Source organism: Pediococcus damnosus (assembly GCF_001437255.1).
GTDB classification, from domain to species: Bacteria; Bacillota; Bacilli; order Lactobacillales; family Lactobacillaceae; genus Pediococcus; species Pediococcus damnosus.
The window spans coordinates 15,082-30,390 of sequence record NZ_JQBD01000016.1 but is presented as its reverse complement, the minus strand read 5'-3'; the positions used below and the strand labels follow the sequence as shown (position 1 = coordinate 30,390).

The following is a 15,309-nucleotide window of genomic DNA, read 5'->3' as shown; positions in this document are numbered from 1 at the left end:
TAAGGCACCTAGGAAAACTTGACACATACACTCAAGTAGGTTGTTTGACAGGGCAGGCTGTTTCTGGTAAACTTATGAAGTTGAGAAATTAAGCAGAGGCACCCGCTTCTCGCCTTAGTGATTGAATCGCTGGGCTAAAACGATGAAAAGACTAGTTAATAGTCTGACTGGCGGGGTGTGTATGCACCTCGTCTTTTTCTGCATTTTTCTTAAAATAATTTGGAGGTGAACTGCCATAGCTGTTGATATGATGGTTAACAACGGTATTCGTGCCCGTGAAGTACGATTAATTGGTGATGATGGCACTCAATTGGGTGTAAAGTCGAAACAAGAAGCGTTAGATTTAGCAGATCGAGCAGAACTTGATTTGGTATTAGTTTCTCCGAAAGCTAAACCGCCAGTTGCCAAGATCATGGATTATGGAAAATATCGTTTCGAACTACAAAAGAAACAACGTGAAGCTCGTAAGCGACAAAAGACAATCAGTATCAAAGAGGTTCGTCTAAGCCCTACAATCGATACGAATGATTTTAATACAAAGCTTAAGAATGCTAAAAAATTCTTGGCAAAAGGTGATAAAGTCCGAGTTTCGATTCGTTTTAAGGGTCGTGCAATTACGCATAAGGAAATTGGTCGTGAAGTGCTAAATCGGATGGCTAAAGCAGCATCTGATGTTGCTACAATCGAACAGTATCCTAAAATGGATGGACGAAGCATGTTTTTGATGCTGGCGCCAATTTCAGAAAAGTAAAAAGTAGGAGGAACAGATTATGCCAAAAATGAAGACAAATCGTGCAGCAGCAAAACGTTTTAAACGGACTGGTAATGGTGGCTTCAAGAGTGCCAACGCCTACACGAGTCACCGATTCCATGGAAAAACGAAGAAACAACGTCGTCAATTACGTGGATTAAGCATGATGGATCATACGAGCGTTAAACGTTATCGTAAGATGCTAGCTCCAATCAATAAGTAATTTAATTAATTTAAAGAATATCATGCTGGGTGACCAGTTCTAGGAGGAATTATTATGCCACGAGTAAAGGGTGGAACAGTAACACATCGTCGTCGTAAACGAATTTTAAAGCTTGCTAAGGGATATCGCGGACCAAAACATACTAACTTCAAGGTTGCTAAAGACCAAGTTATGAAGTCTGGTTTGTATGCATTCCGTGACCGTCGTAATCGTAAGGGAGACTTCCGTAAAATTTGGATCGCCCGGATTAATGCAGCAGCTCGTTTAAATGATATGAGTTACAGCCAATTAATGCACGGTTTAAAGGTTGCTGAAGTTGATATTAATCGTAAGATGTTAGCTGATCTTGCTGTTAATGATGCAGCAGCATTTACATCATTAGTAGAAACTGCTAAAAAAGCGATCGCATAATAAAAATCCTCGGGTTGTAAAGTTATTTCAAATTGTGAAATGATTTTCAATGACGAGGATTTTTTTTCGAGCAGGCTCAGTACCAATACTTCTGGTATTAGGCTTGTTTTTTATTTAGTTTTTTTAGCAACAATAATTTTGCCAGGACTGTGGTGGGTATCTAATAGTTGTTGGCCCTCAACAATACCTTTCAATGAAAAAGGAAAAACTTTAGCTATAGGGACCTTGAGTTGATTGTGGGAAATAAGTTCAACTAAGTAAGTCAAAGCTTTTTTATTTTGGTGATAGTTTGCATCATTAAAATCAATAATGGTTTGTTTAGATGATTGAGATTGAAAACTATTTGAGAAACCATTTAATGATGCCAATTGACCGGTTGATTTTAGCCATCTATAAGTGTTATTGCCTTTGAAGGCCTGCGGGGTTGCGTCAATTAGAACATCAACTGGGGCATCATCTAGAAAGTTTCTTTTGGTTAATTGATCCGTCGGTATAAAAAGATCTACGCCCATTTTTTTAACAAAATCGGCATTTTTTTGAGAAGCGGTGGTTGCTACAAACAGGCCCATTGCTTTGGCAATTTGAATGACGAATGAACCCACAACACCTGAGCCACCTAAGACCAAGATTGACGTAACATTTTCTAATTGAAGAGCACTTTTAAGAAGATCATAAGCAGTCACACCAGCATTGGGCACACCAGCAGCCTCGGAAAAAGGAATCGAATCAGGCTTGTGAACTAATTTTAAATGTGGAACGGATACAAATTCAGCGTAGGAACCGGTGGTTGTTCGTCCAATTACGGGATCACCAATTTGAAATTCCGTGACATCAGAGGCCAGATCGACAACGGTTCCAGCAACATCACTTCCCGGAATTAAGGGGAAATTAGGTGCTTTTTTGAATGGAATTAGGCCACGACGCAGTTTGCTGTCAAAAGGATTCATTGCGAATGCTGAAGTTTGGACAATAACTCGTCCCTTTTTTAGCTCAGGTTTGGGAATGGTTAGTTCTTCAAAAACTTTAGGATCACCAAATTGTTTAAAACCGAATGCTTGCATGATGGGCCTCCTTTTTAATAACGGTAGTTAATTCAGAAACTTGAAGTATATGATCATGTTAACCCACTACGGTCTATTTCTTTAGCTAAACGGCTTGTGTTTTAAGTTAAGCACCTCTATTAAAATTTGACTCGAACTCTCAGATAAGTTTAAATGCAAAAAAAATGAAAATCAACTATAATGATATGATAGTGTGTTTTAAGGAGAGTAGTATGATTGAAAAGTTTAAACCAACCTGGCAGGTGAAAAGAATTTATAGTTTAACTCCTGAGGAATTAAGAAAGGCCGGAATTAAGGCAGTCCTCACGGATTTAGATAATACATTGATTGCCTGGGATAATCCAGAAGGAACAAGTGAACTGAAACGCTGGATTGCTGAAATGCGGACTGCAAAGATTCCGGTAGTTGTTGTGTCTAATAATAGTCGTCCACATGTCAAACGGGCATTAAGCCACATTGAATTACCATTTGTTTCACGTTCACTAAAACCGTTTGGATATGGCATTCATCGAGCCTTGAAAAAATTAAATTTGAATGCCGATGAGGTTGTTATGGTAGGCGACCAACTATTGACAGATATTTGGGCTGCTAATATGGCAGGAACAAAAAGTATTTTAGTAAAGCCATTGTTGAATTCGGATGCTTGGAACACAAAAATAAATCGTTTTTTTGAATACTTTATAAAAAAAAGACTTGTTAAAAAATATCCAGGAGCGGCCTGGCAGGAGGAAATTAAATAAATGGATGAAGCTGAAGAGGTTTATTGTATTGGCTGTGGCGCAAAAATTCAAACAACCGAAAAAGATGAAACTGGTTATACCCCCAAAGGAGCCTTAGACAAGGGCTTAGAAAAAGGAGAAGTATACTGTCAGCGCTGTTTTCGACTTAGACATTATAATGAGATTGCACCAGTTTCTTTGACAGATGATGATTTTTTAAGATTATTAGGTCAGATTCGTGATGATGATGCTTTAATTGTGTATGTGGTTGATATGTTTGATTTCAATGGCAGTATGATTCCTGGCATTCATCGTTTCGTTGGTGATAACCCAATTTTATTGGTGGGAAATAAAGATGATGTATTTCCAAAGTCAATGAAACGTTCCAGAATGAAAGAGTGGCTTAGACAACAAGCCAATGCTCAGGGAATTCGCCCGATTGATGTATTGATTACAAGTGCCAAAAAACCAGATGAGATTGAAACACTTCTAAATACAATCGAAAAATATCGAAAAAAACGAAATGCCTATGTTGTTGGAGTTACTAATGTTGGAAAATCGACTTTAATTAATCAAATCATTCGTTTAAACAATGGTATTGAAGATTTGATTACGACTTCCCGTTTTCCAGGAACGACACTTGATAAAATTGAAATTCCATTTGCTGATGGCAAGATGTTAATCGATACACCAGGGATAGTGCACGAAGACCAAATGGCCCACGTGTTAACTGGTAAAGATTTGAAATATGTGTCACCTCAAAAGACAATCAAACCAAAGACATTTCAATTAAGCGATCAACAAACTTTGTTCTTTGGAGGAATTGCCCGTTTTGATTATTTGAGAGGTCATGGGGCTGTTAGCACATATTTTGAAAATAATTTAATGGTTCATCGGACTAAATTACTTAATGCAGATGATTTTTATGATAAGCATGTCGGGACTTATTTGACCCCACCAGATGAGGATGGTTTGAAAAAGCTGCCTGAATTACAAAGACATGAGTTACATTTGGAGAATAGAAGCGATGTGGTTATTGAAGGCTTGGGGTGGATAACTGTTCCGGAGCATTCAACAGTTGCAGTTTGGGCTCCTAAAGGTATTTCGGTAGTCATTCGCAAACCCTTAGTTTAAAAACGAAAGAGGAAAATATGAATTTAAGAGGAAAACAAAAGAGATTTTTACGAAGCAAAGCCCAACGTTTTCGGTCTAAGTTTTCGGTTGGTAAAAATGGTTTAACAGAAGCTTGGGTTTCTCAGTTGGACGCTGCTTTAAATAATTATGAGTTAATTAAAATCAATTTACAACAGAATACAGATGTGACTACGCAGGAAGTTAAAGCATATATTGAAGATCACACGGATATTCAAGTTGTTCAAATAATTGGTCACGTTTTGGTTCTATTTAAAGAATCGGATGACGAGGATAAACGAGTAATTTCTGCACAGGTTAAGGAAATTTAAGTTTAATTGACGGAGTGTGAGAAATTTTGACTACAACAAAGGTAAATCAACAAACTAAAACTGAAGTTGAGACTGAATTAGTGAGTGATATTCCGCATAAAAGAATTGGCTTACTTGGCGGTACGTTTAATCCGCCACATTTGGCGCATTTGATCATCGCGGAGCAAGTTTGCACACAATTAGGGCTGGATCGGGTTGATTTCATGCCAGATTTTCAACCACCTCATGTGGATACTAAACAGGCAATTAAGGCCGAACACCGAGTTGCGATGGTAAAACGGGCAGTTATTGGAAATCCTAATTTTGGAGTCGAGTTAGCAGAGATTAAGCGTGGTGGCAAGAGTTACAGTTACGATACGATTGTGACCTTGAAAAAAGAGCACCCAGAAAACCAATATTATTTTATAATTGGCGCTGATATGGTGGCATACTTACCAAAATGGTATCGCATCGCTGAACTCGCCAAACTAGTACAATTTGTTGGCGTAAAGCGTCCCGGCGTAAAAGTTCATAGTGCTTATCCGATTTTGTGGGTGGATACGCCAGAAATTGATGTGAGTTCTACGCTAATTCGGCAAAAGATTGCAAAACATCATTCTATTCGGTATTTAGTTCCGGATTCTGTTTGTGAGTATATTGAGGAGAATAAACTTTATGGAAAAAAATGAAACAATTGAATATAAAAAGAATTTGATTCCTTATACGAGAGAACAGTTAGTTGGAAAAGTTCAAGAAAAGCTTGATGACAAACGTTTCCAACATTGTCTGCGGGTTGAGCAACAAGCTATCCAATTGGCTAAAGAAAATAATTATGATCCAGAAAAAGCTGCAATTGCGGGTCTTTTACATGATTATGCGAAACAGCGTTCGGATCATGATTTTATTAAAGTTATTAACGACAAACAAATGAGTCCGGATTTGTTGGACTATGGCAATGCAATTTGGCACGGGATAGTTGGCGCAGAATTTATCAAAGACGAATTACATATCTTTGATGAAGAAATTTTAAATGCTGTTCGTCGGCATACCGTTGGGGCACCTTATATGACCTTGTTGGATCAAATTGTATATATGGCAGACTATATTGAACCTGGACGTGACTTCCCAGGTGTCGATGAAGCTCGTAAGATTACGCACGAGAGTTTAAAAAAGGGTGTTTTCTTTCAGACGCAACAAACGTTGAAACATTTGATTGAAAATTCAAAACCTGTTTATCCAGGAACCATTACAACGTATAATGCATGGCAGAGTGCAATTTAGGAGAAAATTCAGTGACAGAAAGTAAAGATATTTTGGAAACAACAGTTAAAGCAGCAGATAGCAAACGGGCTGAAAATATTGTGGCGTTAGATATGGAAAATGTTAGCCTTTTAGCAGACTATTTTGTTATTATGAGTGCAGATTCAAATCGTCAGGTTGATGCGATTGCTGATGAAATTGTTGATCAGAACGAAAAGGCCGGCGTTTCAATTCGTCATGTTGAGGGGCAACGGGCAGCTGAATGGATTTTAATTGATCTTGGCGATGTTATCGTCAATGTTTTTCAAACAGATCAGCGGAAATATTATAACTTGGAGAAGCTATGGTCAGAAGCGACACCAGTTGATGTTAAACCGTGGATTGAGGCATGATTTACCAAACATTTGCCAAATTATATGATGACCTAATGGATCCAGCTATGTACGATCAGTGGCTGGATTTTGTTTCTGAACGCCAACCGGATAAAAACGCCAATTGGTTGGATTTAGCCTGTGGCAGTGGCCGTTTAGCTGTTAAGTTAATTCAGGATGGATATCAGGTATCTGGATTTGATTTATCGGATGAAATGTTGGCTTTGGCTGATGAACATGCACATGAAGCGGATGTTGAATTACCACTTGTTCAAGGAGATATGCTGAATTTAAGTGAATTAGATCAATATGATGTGGTTTCTTGTTTTGCAGATTCACTTTGTTATTTACCAGATGAGTCATCATTAAAGCAGTGTTTTGGTCAAGTTTTTGAACACCTTAATGATAAGGGAAAATTTTTGTTTGATGTAATTTCTCCATACCAAACTGATGAAGTGTACCCGGGCTACATGTATAATTATGTTGATGATCAGCAAGCCTTCTTGTGGACTACTTATCAAACCGAGGAACCACATAGTGTTGAACATGATTTAACCTTCTTTGTTAAGAACAGCAAGGAAAATCAGTATACTAAAATTAATGAGTTGCACCATGAACGTACTTATGATTTGGATACCTATATAGATCTATTGAAATCGGTTGGATTCCAAACAGTTAGTTGTTCAAGCAACTTTGGAAAATCAAAAATTGATGAAAAAAGTACCCGGTGGTTTTTTGAATGTGTAAAGTAGGTGACTAGATGAAAGTTTGTAGTGTCATTGCGGAGTTTGATCCTTTTCATAATGGTCATCAGTATCTTTTAGATAAAGCTCGAGAACTCACACAGGCTGACATTCTGGTTGTGTTTATGAGTGGAAACTTTTTGCAACGTGGAGAGCCAGCAATTGTTGATAAGTGGAAACGGACTCGAGAGGCTCTTTTGGGAAGTGCCAATTTAGTAATTGAACTTCCAATTAATGTGTCAATGCAGGCCGCCCATCTTTTTGCCATGGGAGCAGTACAAATGGCCACCTTAATAAAGAGTGATTATTTAGTCTTTGGTAGTGAACACCCTCAGCAGGATTATAAAAAAATGGCTGTAGAGGCTCAAAATCTGAAAATAGAAAATGATAGTTATGCACAAAGTTTTGCTAGTCAGCTATTTACTTCGCTGCAGGGAAAAACGGGTGTTAATTTAGAAAATGCCAACGATATTTTAGCTTTTAACTATTTCAATGCAGCGCAACAGCTTAAAAGTTCAATCAAATTACTGCCAATTAGGCGAAAAGAAGCAGAACATGATGAAAAATTACTAGAGCATCGGCATATTGCGAGTGCTTCTGCGATTCGTGAAGCTCGTTTGAAAGGGTCATTAAATTATCAAAAGTTTGTTCCAGAACAAACTAAAATGGATTTGTCCAGAGAAGTAGTGGACTGGCAAAAATTATGGCCGTTTTTGAAGTATCGAATCATTACGGAATCAGTAACAGACTTGAAACAAATTTATGGAATGTCTGAAGGAATTGAATATCGGTTTAAAAAATTTATTAAGGACAGTTCGGATTTGAAATCATTTTTAGCTCTGATGAAGACCAAACGTTATACTTACACGCATTTGCAAAGATTGTGTATGGCAATTGTATTGAATCTTCACACTTCGCAAATGCTTAATCAACCAACGATTTTAAGGGTGCTGGGATTTGATAATACTGGTAGACAACTTTTACATCAATTTGCCCAGGCAGATTTACCAATATTAAGTAAAATTGGACAAAATAAAGCTACATCAAATTATCAGACAACGCTTCAAGCTGACAATGTTTATAGTTTAATCAGTGGCGTAGAGCAAAGTGTTGGTAGAAAACCAATCATTTTAACTTGACTGTCAAGGAATTTCCATTGACAAAGATTTTTTGCACAGGTATAATTAAACTCGTTGCATTAGGAGGTTTTTAGATGAATTGGTCACTTTCTGATCTTATGAAACACAGAGAACCTCTCCACTTTAGTGAGAATCTTGATTTAAAGGAAGATTTGGTTAATCGGTCTTTCGGGGTTTCGGATGCCTCATTAATTAAAGTTGATGGGGATGCAATTAAAGATCGGGATGCAGCATTAGTTACAGCTAAAGTTACTGGAAAAATTGTGGTACCATCCTCACGATCACTAAAACCTGTTGATTTGGACTTAGACTTTTCAATCAACGAGTATTATGTGGTTGAAGGAACCAATTTGGATCGTTTCGGTCCTGAAGAAACAGTTTTACCTGTCAAAGATGATCGAATTGACTTTTCACGAGCAGTAGCTGATAATATTATTTTGCAGATCCCGATGCAAATTTTCTCACCTGAAGAAGAAACAGGTAACGAACCAATGCCAGCTGGCAAGGATTGGGAAGTTGTTTCTGAAGAGGACAAAGAAGAGAAAAAAATTAATCATGTTGATCCACGTCTTGCTAAATTAAAAGACTTATTTAAATCAGAGAACTCTGAATCTAAGTAGTTTTAATGTAAGACATAAAAATTAACGGGAAACCGTAATTCTCTTAAAGGAGGTGCTATTGATGGCCGTACCAAAAAGAAAAACATCAAAATCACGTAAACGTAATCGTCGTGGACATATCAAATTACTAACTCCAGGTTTGGCACCATGTCCAAATTGTGGTGAATTACGAGTTTCACATCGTGTTTGCCCAAGCTGTGGATTTTATGATGGCAAGCAAGTTATGGATGTTAAAAGTAAATAATTAAATTTATTTATCAAAAAGGTAGGAAAAAGCCATGGTTTTTCCTGCTTTTTATTTTGCATAAAATTAAAATTATTTTTGAATTGAATAGCTTTAACTTTGTTAGCGTTTTTGTTACGATTAGCATGAACTAAATATTAGGAGGCAGCAACATGGATAAACCACAAATTGGGGTAGTCGGTATGGCAGTTATGGGCAAGAACTTGGCCCTTAACATTGAAAGCCGCGGCTACACGGTTGCAATATATAATCGAACAGGCTCCAAAACAGAAAAAGTTGTTTCTGATCATCCAGAAAAGCATTTGGTTCCAAGTTACACAATTGCGGACTTTGTGAACTCACTTGAAAAACCTCGTCGAATCATGATGATGGTAAAGGCTGGAAAAGCAACAGATGCTGTAATTGCACAATTACTTCCACATTTGGACAAAGGAGACGTTTTGATTGATGGTGGAAACACCTTCTTTGAAGACACAATGCGTCGAAATGCAGAATTAGATAATTCAGGAATTAACTTTATCGGAACTGGTGTTTCTGGTGGTGAACTGGGTGCTTTAGAAGGTCCTTCAATGATGCCTGGTGGCCAAAAGGAAGCATATGACTTAGTGGCACCAATCTTTGAAAAGATGGCTGCTAAGGCCGAAGATGGAACTCCATGTGTCACATATATCGGACCAAATGGTGCTGGTCATTACGTTAAAATGATTCATAATGGGATCGAATATGGCGATGAAGAGTTAATTGATGAAAGTTATAATTTGTTACGCAATATGGTTGGCCTCTCCGTTGATGAAATTGCAGATACATTTTCTGAATGGAATAAGGGCGAATTAGATAGCTATCTGATTGAAATTACGGCTGACATTTTAACCCGTAAAGATGATTTAGGCTCCGGCAAGCCAATTGTTGATTTAATTATGGATAAGGGTGGCAACAAGGGAACTGGTAAATGGAGTTCTCAAAATGCACTTGAATTAGGCGTGCCACAATCACTTATTACTGAATCTGTTTATGCGCGTTACATTTCAGTTTTAAAGGATGAAAGATTGGCAGCTAGCAAAGTGCTTCCTAAACCTGAAGGTAAAGTTAGTTTTGACAAAGATGAAGTAATTGAAAAAATTCGTCAGGCACTTTATTTCAGCAAAATCATGAGCTATGCACAAGGTTTTGAACAGATGAAAGTTGCTTCTAAGCATTATGATTGGGATTTGCAATTTGGTGAAATTGCTAAGATTTGGCGTGCAGGTTGCATTATTCGAGCTGGATTTCTACAGAATATTACAGATGCCTTTGATAAGGATCCCGAATTAAATAACTTACTGTTAGATGATTACTTTAAAGATATTGCTAAAAAGTATCAAGAATCGGTACGTGATATCGTTGGGTTAGCAGTTAAATCTGGTGTACCAATTCCAGGGTTCAGTGCTGCAATTTCTTACTATGATTCTTATCGTTCTGCTGTATTACCAGCAAACTTATTACAAGCACAAAGAGATTACTTTGGTGCTCATACCTATGAACGAGTCGATCGTGAGGGAACTTATCATTTCCCATGGTATAAAGAACAATAAAACTTTCTAGGTTAGTCTAAATTTGATTTGAAGATCTTATTCTTTAAATTCGAATTTAGGCTTTTTGTTTACTTAAAATTTCTTATAGAAAAGTGAGTAGTTCTAGGCAAAATCTCATTTTAATGGTAAACTTTGTTTTGTATGTATTAAGCACAATGGAAATAATGCAAGTATAAATTAATTAGGAGTGGGAAAATGAGTCGGATACTAATTATTGAAGATGAAAAAAGTTTATCACGGTTTGTTGAGCTAGAACTTCAACATGAAGGGTACGAAACGGAAGTCCAGTTTAATGGGCGTTCGGGATTAGATGCGGCTTTAAATAAAAATTTCGATGCCATTCTTTTAGATTTAATGTTGCCAGAATTAAACGGTATTGAGGTTTGTCGCCGGGTAAGAGAGGCAAAAACAACACCAATTATTATGATGACTGCAAGGGATTCTGTGATGGATCGTGTTTCTGGTTTGGACCATGGTGCAGACGATTATATCGTAAAACCGTTTGCCATTGAAGAGTTATTGGCTCGTTTGCGTGCTTTATTACGTCGGATTGATATTGAAAGTGAACAAAAAGCCTTTCAACAAACGACGGTTACTTATCGTGACATTACAATCGAAAAAGAAAACCAAGTTGCCCGGCGCGATGGTAAAATTATTAATTTAACCAAACGTGAATATCAGCTTTTATTATTGTTGATGGAAAATATCAATGTCGTTCAGTCTCGAGATGCGCTTTTAGATGAGGTTTGGGGCATTGACAATGAAGTTGAAACGAACGTAGTAGATGTTTATGTACGTTACTTACGGAATAAGATTGATCGCCCTGGTGAACAGTCTTATATTCAGACAGTTAGAGGAACCGGGTATGTGATGCGATCTTGAGTGAGAAACAAACTAATTTTCAATTTAATCAAACAGGTGTAACGAAAAGAAGACTATCCTTAAAATGGAAATGGGCAATTGGAACGGGCGTTGGCGTTCTGTTCATATTTACCTTTTTTTCTTTTTTTGTATTTAATAGTATTTCCCAAGTCATGATTGGTCAGGAACGGGCTCAGGTAAATACGACGATTGATTCCGTTGATTCTCGTTTACAGGGAGTTTCTGAAATTGATGGCATTACTGTCGGAAAATATTTACGTCCGGACAGTCCAGTTGGACATACAGATCAAAACGAACGGCCGTATAGTAATTCTTTATTGACAAATTTGGCGCGAAGAGATGTTGTCGTTTCAGTCTACAGTCTTAAAGGTGAACAGGTTTTTGCCACTAAACGAGATTCTGAAAAGTTTCATTTTCCTGAAAAACGGACTGTATCACGTGTAAAAGCCGCTCAATTTAATGGCTTAATCGGTAGAGCACCGATTCGAAATAGTAAAAATGAATTAATTGGATATATCCAAGTTGTGGATACTTTAAATAGTGTAAAACGAACCCAACATAAGATTATCTGGATTGTGATTCTTTTAACGATTATTGCATTTGCATTGATTTCAGTGTTTGGTTATTTACTGGCCACATATTTATTGCGCCCTATAACTGTGATGAATAACACGATGAAAAAAGTGACAGATGATCCTCAAACTGAACTCCGAATTCCGGATTTGGAACGAAATGACGAATTGTCAGATTTAGCAATCGTTTTTAATGATATGTTAGACCGGATGCAGCGTTACATTGATCAGCAACACCAGTTTGTTGAAGATGTTTCTCATGAGTTACGCACACCAGTTGCAGTTATTCAGGGACATATGGAGATGTTAAACCGCTGGGGCAAAGATGATCCCAAAATTTTAAATGAATCGTTGCAAGCGTCATTGGAAGAAACAAAACGGATGAAGAGTTTGGTGCAAGAAATGCTTGATTTAACACGGGCAGATCAATTGGAAATTCATTTTTCAAAAGAAGAAACACCAGTTATGCGAGTTGTTAATCAAGTTTTTAATGATTTTAAAATGATTCATCCGGATTTTACCTTTACTTTGGACAGTGATGTTCATTCGAATCCGATTATTCAAATATATCGAAACCATCTTGAACAAGTGCTTATTATTTTACTTGATAATGCGGTGAAATATTCTACAAAACGTAAGGAAATTCATATTTCTGCTTCAGAGGACACTCGTAGCGTTCAGATTGCCATTCAAGACTTCGGTGAGGGTATTTCAGAGGAAGACGTCAAAAAGGTGTTTAATCGCTTCTATCGAGTGGATAAGGCCCGTAGCCGTGATAAAGGTGGTAACGGCTTAGGATTATCGATTGCTCAGCGTTTAATCGAAGGCTATCACGGAAAGATTTCGCTTGAAAGCTCCGTTGGGTATGGTTCAATTTTTAGAATTACTTTGCCAATTGATAAGGTGGAAACTAATAAACAAGCTACAAAGGAAAAATCAAAGAAAGAAAAGTCAGATAATGCATAAAAAATGGACCTGCAATTTGCAGGTCCATTTTTTTACTTATAAGTTAATCGGAATGATGCTGTTGCTTACCAGCATTCCGTTGGCGATTGTCGTGATGCCTTTGGGTTTGTGTAACAGTTGTTTTTGGTTCAGCCGGTTTTATCGGTGGAACAACAACCTTTGGTGGATTCTTTTTCATTTCTTCGGCTACAGAGGCACGAATTCTTGGTCGGTAGAAGTAGATAATTAAAGTTTGTATACATGCAAAAATTCCACCAACAAAGAAGTATAAGCCTAAACCGGCAGGAGCTCTAAATGAAACAAAGAAGATCATTAAGGGACTCACGATCATCATGGACATCATAGATTTCTTCTGCTCTGCAGGAATTCCCAAGGTTCCTAGCCATCCTTGGAGTAAGTAAACAAGAAAAGACAAAGCAGCGAGAAAAATACTTGGTTTTCCAAGGCTGACTCCCATAAACATACTACCATGTGCACCACTTGAAAGTGCTGGTGAATATTGAATTGCCGCGTACAGAGCAGCAAACACTGGTAGTTGGATTAGAATGGGGAGACAGCCTATTCCACCAGTCATACTAATGCCATTATCACGGTATAAACTCATCATTTGTTGGCTGGCAGCGGCCTTTTCCTCATTGGTCGTTGCGTTTTGTTGGCGTTCTTGGATCGCAGTCATTTGAGGTTTTACAAATGCCATTTTTTCCTGTTGAACGGTTGCCTTACGTGATTGGTTAATCATCATAGGTAAAAGGATCATTCGCACAATAAAGGTTACGGCAATAATAGCCCAACCATAACTCCCACCAAGCATTCCAGCAAGCCAACTCATGACATGCTGAGTTGGAACCGCAAGATAGTCATAAATGGCGCCATATGGTTTCCCAGCCTTCGTACGTTGGACACATCCAGTCAAAAGCAAAGCTAATCCAGCGATTGCTGTCAGCGTGCCTAAGTGTTTCATTTTCTTCATTAAGACATTCCCTTTCAAATTAAACTAACACCAGACACTATACGTTAATATTACTGGTTTTTCAATGAATTTTTAGTTTGTTACACGAAAATCAGAAAAGTTTTGAACTGATTGATCCTCAATTGTTGTTTTTTCAACGTGGCCGCTTGGTGAAGGCGACATCTTAACGGTATTAATAAACTCATTTAAATGGTCTTCTGGGCCTTCCGCTTGAATGTATACTGAGCCATCGTCTAAATTGGCCACAGTTCCCTTAATGTTAAGTTTGTCAGCGACCATTTTGGTTAAATAACGAAACCCAACCCCTTGAACACGACCGAAAACTTGAATTGTAACTGATTTCATAAAATCTCTTCCTTTCAAAGTCATAATAGTATTTTATCATTTCTAAGGGAAAAGAAATAATTTGATAGCCTAACTTGTGCAATTTAAAAGCTGGAAATGTTGATATTTAGCGTCATATATGGTTTGATTGAGTTATGAGTTACTAACATTAAATAAGGGGAAAACTATGGAAACAATATTATCAACACAAAATAATCGTGTAAAAGAATGGGAAAAATTAAAAACCAAAAAGGGCCGTAAAAAGACTGGAATGTACATAATTGAGGGACGTCACTTAGTAAATGAGGTCCTCCAAAATGAAGCCGATGTAGTTTATGTGGTAGCCACACAAGATGAATTAGATGAAATTAAGTTTGATGTTCCTGAGGATTTATTAGTAATTGTTTCAGATAAAATTGCTGACCGTTTGAGTGATACTGTGACGACCCAGGGCATATTTGCAATTGTACGAATTCCAAATAAAGAACGACAGATTCAAGATCCTGATTCTGATGTTACAGGAGCTTGGTTGCTATTAGACAATATTCAAGACCCCGGTAACATTGGCACAATGGTACGAACAGCGGATGCTGCTGGCTTTCAAGGGGTTATCTTTGGAAAAGGAACAGCGGATATTTTTAATCCTAAAATTCAACGTGCCATGCAAGGCAGCCAGTTTCATATACGCCTTGTTTTAGGAAACCTTGAAGAATGGATTAAAAGCTTTAAAACTGCTAATATTCCAGTTTTTGGAACTGAACTTAATCCACAGGCAAAAAGTTATAAAGACATTGACACAACTGATGATTTTGCCTTAATTATGGGGAATGAAGGAAATGGGATGTCTCAAGAGCTGCTTTCTCAAACGACCGCTAATTTATATATTCCAATCAAAGGGCAAGCAGAATCCTTAAATGTCGCGGTAGCAGCTGGAATTTTGATGTTTTCCTTACGAAACATTTAAGTTTGATTACAGTTTAAATTTAGGTAGTGTTTTCTTTGCTTTTTGGTAAAATAATTAGTATTATGTTATTAACTAA

At 37.4% G+C, this 15,309-nt stretch carries 20 protein-coding genes; 17 read left to right on the top strand and 3 right to left on the bottom strand.

Features of this window, described 5'->3' with window-relative positions; all coding sequences use genetic code 11:
• The first annotated feature begins 250 nt into the window (after positions 1-250).
• Genes infC through rplT form a run of 3 tightly spaced genes read left to right on the top strand, consistent with a single transcriptional unit; the run spans position 251 to position 1,385 of the window.
• Positions 251-751 carry a translation initiation factor IF-3 gene (gene infC / locus IV84_RS03700; RefSeq protein WP_056986124.1) on the top strand — a complete coding sequence of 167 codons (501 nt, stop codon included), beginning with the start codon at positions 251-253 and terminating at the stop codon, positions 749-751.
• A 19-nt stretch (positions 752-770) separates the two neighbouring features.
• Positions 771-974 carry a 50S ribosomal protein L35 gene (gene rpmI / locus IV84_RS03695; protein WP_046871233.1) on the top strand — a complete coding sequence of 68 codons (204 nt, stop codon included), beginning with the start codon at positions 771-773 and terminating at the stop codon, positions 972-974.
• Positions 975-1,028: 54 nt separating this feature from the next.
• Entirely contained in the window at positions 1,029-1,385 is a 357-nt protein-coding gene (rplT, locus tag IV84_RS03690) for a 50S ribosomal protein L20 (RefSeq protein ID WP_046871234.1), read from the top strand.
• 110 nt (positions 1,386-1,495) lie between these two features.
• Here the strand turns inward: rplT and IV84_RS03685 are convergent, their stop codons facing one another.
• Positions 1,496-2,446 carry an NADP-dependent oxidoreductase gene (locus tag IV84_RS03685; protein ID WP_046871235.1) on the bottom strand — a complete coding sequence of 317 codons (951 nt, stop codon included), beginning with the start codon at positions 2,444-2,446 and terminating at the stop codon, positions 1,496-1,498.
• Positions 2,447-2,658: 212 nt separating this feature from the next.
• Here IV84_RS03685 and IV84_RS11115 point away from each other — a divergent pair, with 212 nt between their 5' ends.
• The 13 genes from IV84_RS11115 to IV84_RS03620 all read left to right on the top strand — a co-directional run bounded on the left by IV84_RS11115 (position 2,659) and on the right by IV84_RS03620 (position 12,975).
• Positions 2,659-3,186, top strand: coding sequence for a YqeG family HAD IIIA-type phosphatase (locus IV84_RS11115; protein WP_056986122.1), 528 nt, complete (start codon positions 2,659-2,661; stop codon positions 3,184-3,186).
• Positions 3,187-4,299: a ribosome biogenesis GTPase YqeH gene (gene yqeH / locus IV84_RS03675; RefSeq protein WP_056986121.1), complete on the top strand. Its 1,113-nt coding sequence runs from the start codon at positions 3,187-3,189 to the stop codon at positions 4,297-4,299.
• 17 nt (positions 4,300-4,316) lie between these two features.
• Positions 4,317-4,628: a YhbY family RNA-binding protein gene (locus IV84_RS03670; protein ID WP_046871238.1), complete on the top strand. Its 312-nt coding sequence runs from the start codon at positions 4,317-4,319 to the stop codon at positions 4,626-4,628.
• A gap of 23 nt (positions 4,629-4,651) precedes the next feature.
• Positions 4,652-5,296, top strand: a complete 645-nt coding sequence (locus tag IV84_RS03665; protein WP_063510318.1) for a nicotinate-nucleotide adenylyltransferase — start codon at positions 4,652-4,654, stop codon at positions 5,294-5,296.
• Complete coding sequence (yqeK, locus tag IV84_RS03660) at positions 5,283-5,888, top strand: bis(5'-nucleosyl)-tetraphosphatase (symmetrical) YqeK (protein ID WP_046871240.1); 606 nt, start codon at positions 5,283-5,285, stop codon at positions 5,886-5,888. The genes IV84_RS03665 and yqeK overlap by 14 nt, the downstream gene beginning before the upstream one ends.
• 11 nt (positions 5,889-5,899) lie before the next feature.
• On the top strand, positions 5,900-6,259 hold the full coding sequence (gene rsfS, locus IV84_RS03655) for a ribosome silencing factor (protein WP_056986120.1): 360 nt from the start codon (positions 5,900-5,902) through the stop codon (positions 6,257-6,259).
• Positions 6,256-6,990: a class I SAM-dependent DNA methyltransferase gene (locus IV84_RS03650; protein ID WP_046871242.1), complete on the top strand. Its 735-nt coding sequence runs from the start codon at positions 6,256-6,258 to the stop codon at positions 6,988-6,990. Before rsfS ends, IV84_RS03650 begins: the two co-directional genes overlap by 4 nt.
• Before the next feature lie 8 nt (positions 6,991-6,998).
• Positions 6,999-8,120 (top strand): nucleotidyltransferase, encoded by a 1,122-nt coding sequence (locus tag IV84_RS03645; protein WP_046871243.1) that lies wholly within the window; start codon positions 6,999-7,001, stop codon positions 8,118-8,120.
• 74 nt (positions 8,121-8,194) lie between these two features.
• Positions 8,195-8,740, top strand: a complete 546-nt coding sequence (locus tag IV84_RS03640) for a YceD family protein (protein ID WP_046871244.1) — start codon at positions 8,195-8,197, stop codon at positions 8,738-8,740.
• 61 nt (positions 8,741-8,801) lie between these two features.
• Complete coding sequence (gene rpmF, locus IV84_RS03635; protein ID WP_046871245.1) at positions 8,802-8,984, top strand: 50S ribosomal protein L32; 183 nt, start codon at positions 8,802-8,804, stop codon at positions 8,982-8,984.
• A gap of 152 nt (positions 8,985-9,136) precedes the next feature.
• Entirely contained in the window at positions 9,137-10,555 is a 1,419-nt protein-coding gene (gndA, locus tag IV84_RS03630; protein ID WP_046871246.1) for an NADP-dependent phosphogluconate dehydrogenase, read from the top strand.
• 195 nt (positions 10,556-10,750) lie between these two features.
• Positions 10,751-11,437, top strand: a complete 687-nt coding sequence (locus tag IV84_RS03625; protein ID WP_046871247.1) for a response regulator transcription factor — start codon at positions 10,751-10,753, stop codon at positions 11,435-11,437.
• Positions 11,434-12,975 (top strand): HAMP domain-containing sensor histidine kinase, encoded by a 1,542-nt coding sequence (locus IV84_RS03620; RefSeq protein ID WP_056986119.1) that lies wholly within the window; start codon positions 11,434-11,436, stop codon positions 12,973-12,975. Before IV84_RS03625 ends, IV84_RS03620 begins: the two co-directional genes overlap by 4 nt.
• 43 nt (positions 12,976-13,018) lie before the next feature.
• On the opposite strand, the gene yidC is transcribed toward IV84_RS03620, so the two are convergent.
• Both yidC and IV84_RS03610 read right to left on the bottom strand, forming a co-directional pair.
• Positions 13,019-13,945, bottom strand: coding sequence for a membrane protein insertase YidC (yidC, locus tag IV84_RS03615; protein ID WP_046871249.1), 927 nt, complete (start codon positions 13,943-13,945; stop codon positions 13,019-13,021).
• A gap of 72 nt (positions 13,946-14,017) precedes the next feature.
• Complete coding sequence (locus IV84_RS03610; RefSeq protein ID WP_046871250.1) at positions 14,018-14,290, bottom strand: acylphosphatase; 273 nt, start codon at positions 14,288-14,290, stop codon at positions 14,018-14,020.
• Positions 14,291-14,456: 166 nt separating this feature from the next.
• Here IV84_RS03610 and IV84_RS03605 point away from each other — a divergent pair, with 166 nt between their 5' ends.
• The gene (locus IV84_RS03605) at positions 14,457-15,233 is read left to right on the top strand and encodes a TrmH family RNA methyltransferase (protein ID WP_046871251.1); all 777 of its coding nucleotides are present in this window, start codon (positions 14,457-14,459) and stop codon (positions 15,231-15,233) included.
• Positions 15,234-15,309: the final 76 nt, after the last annotated feature.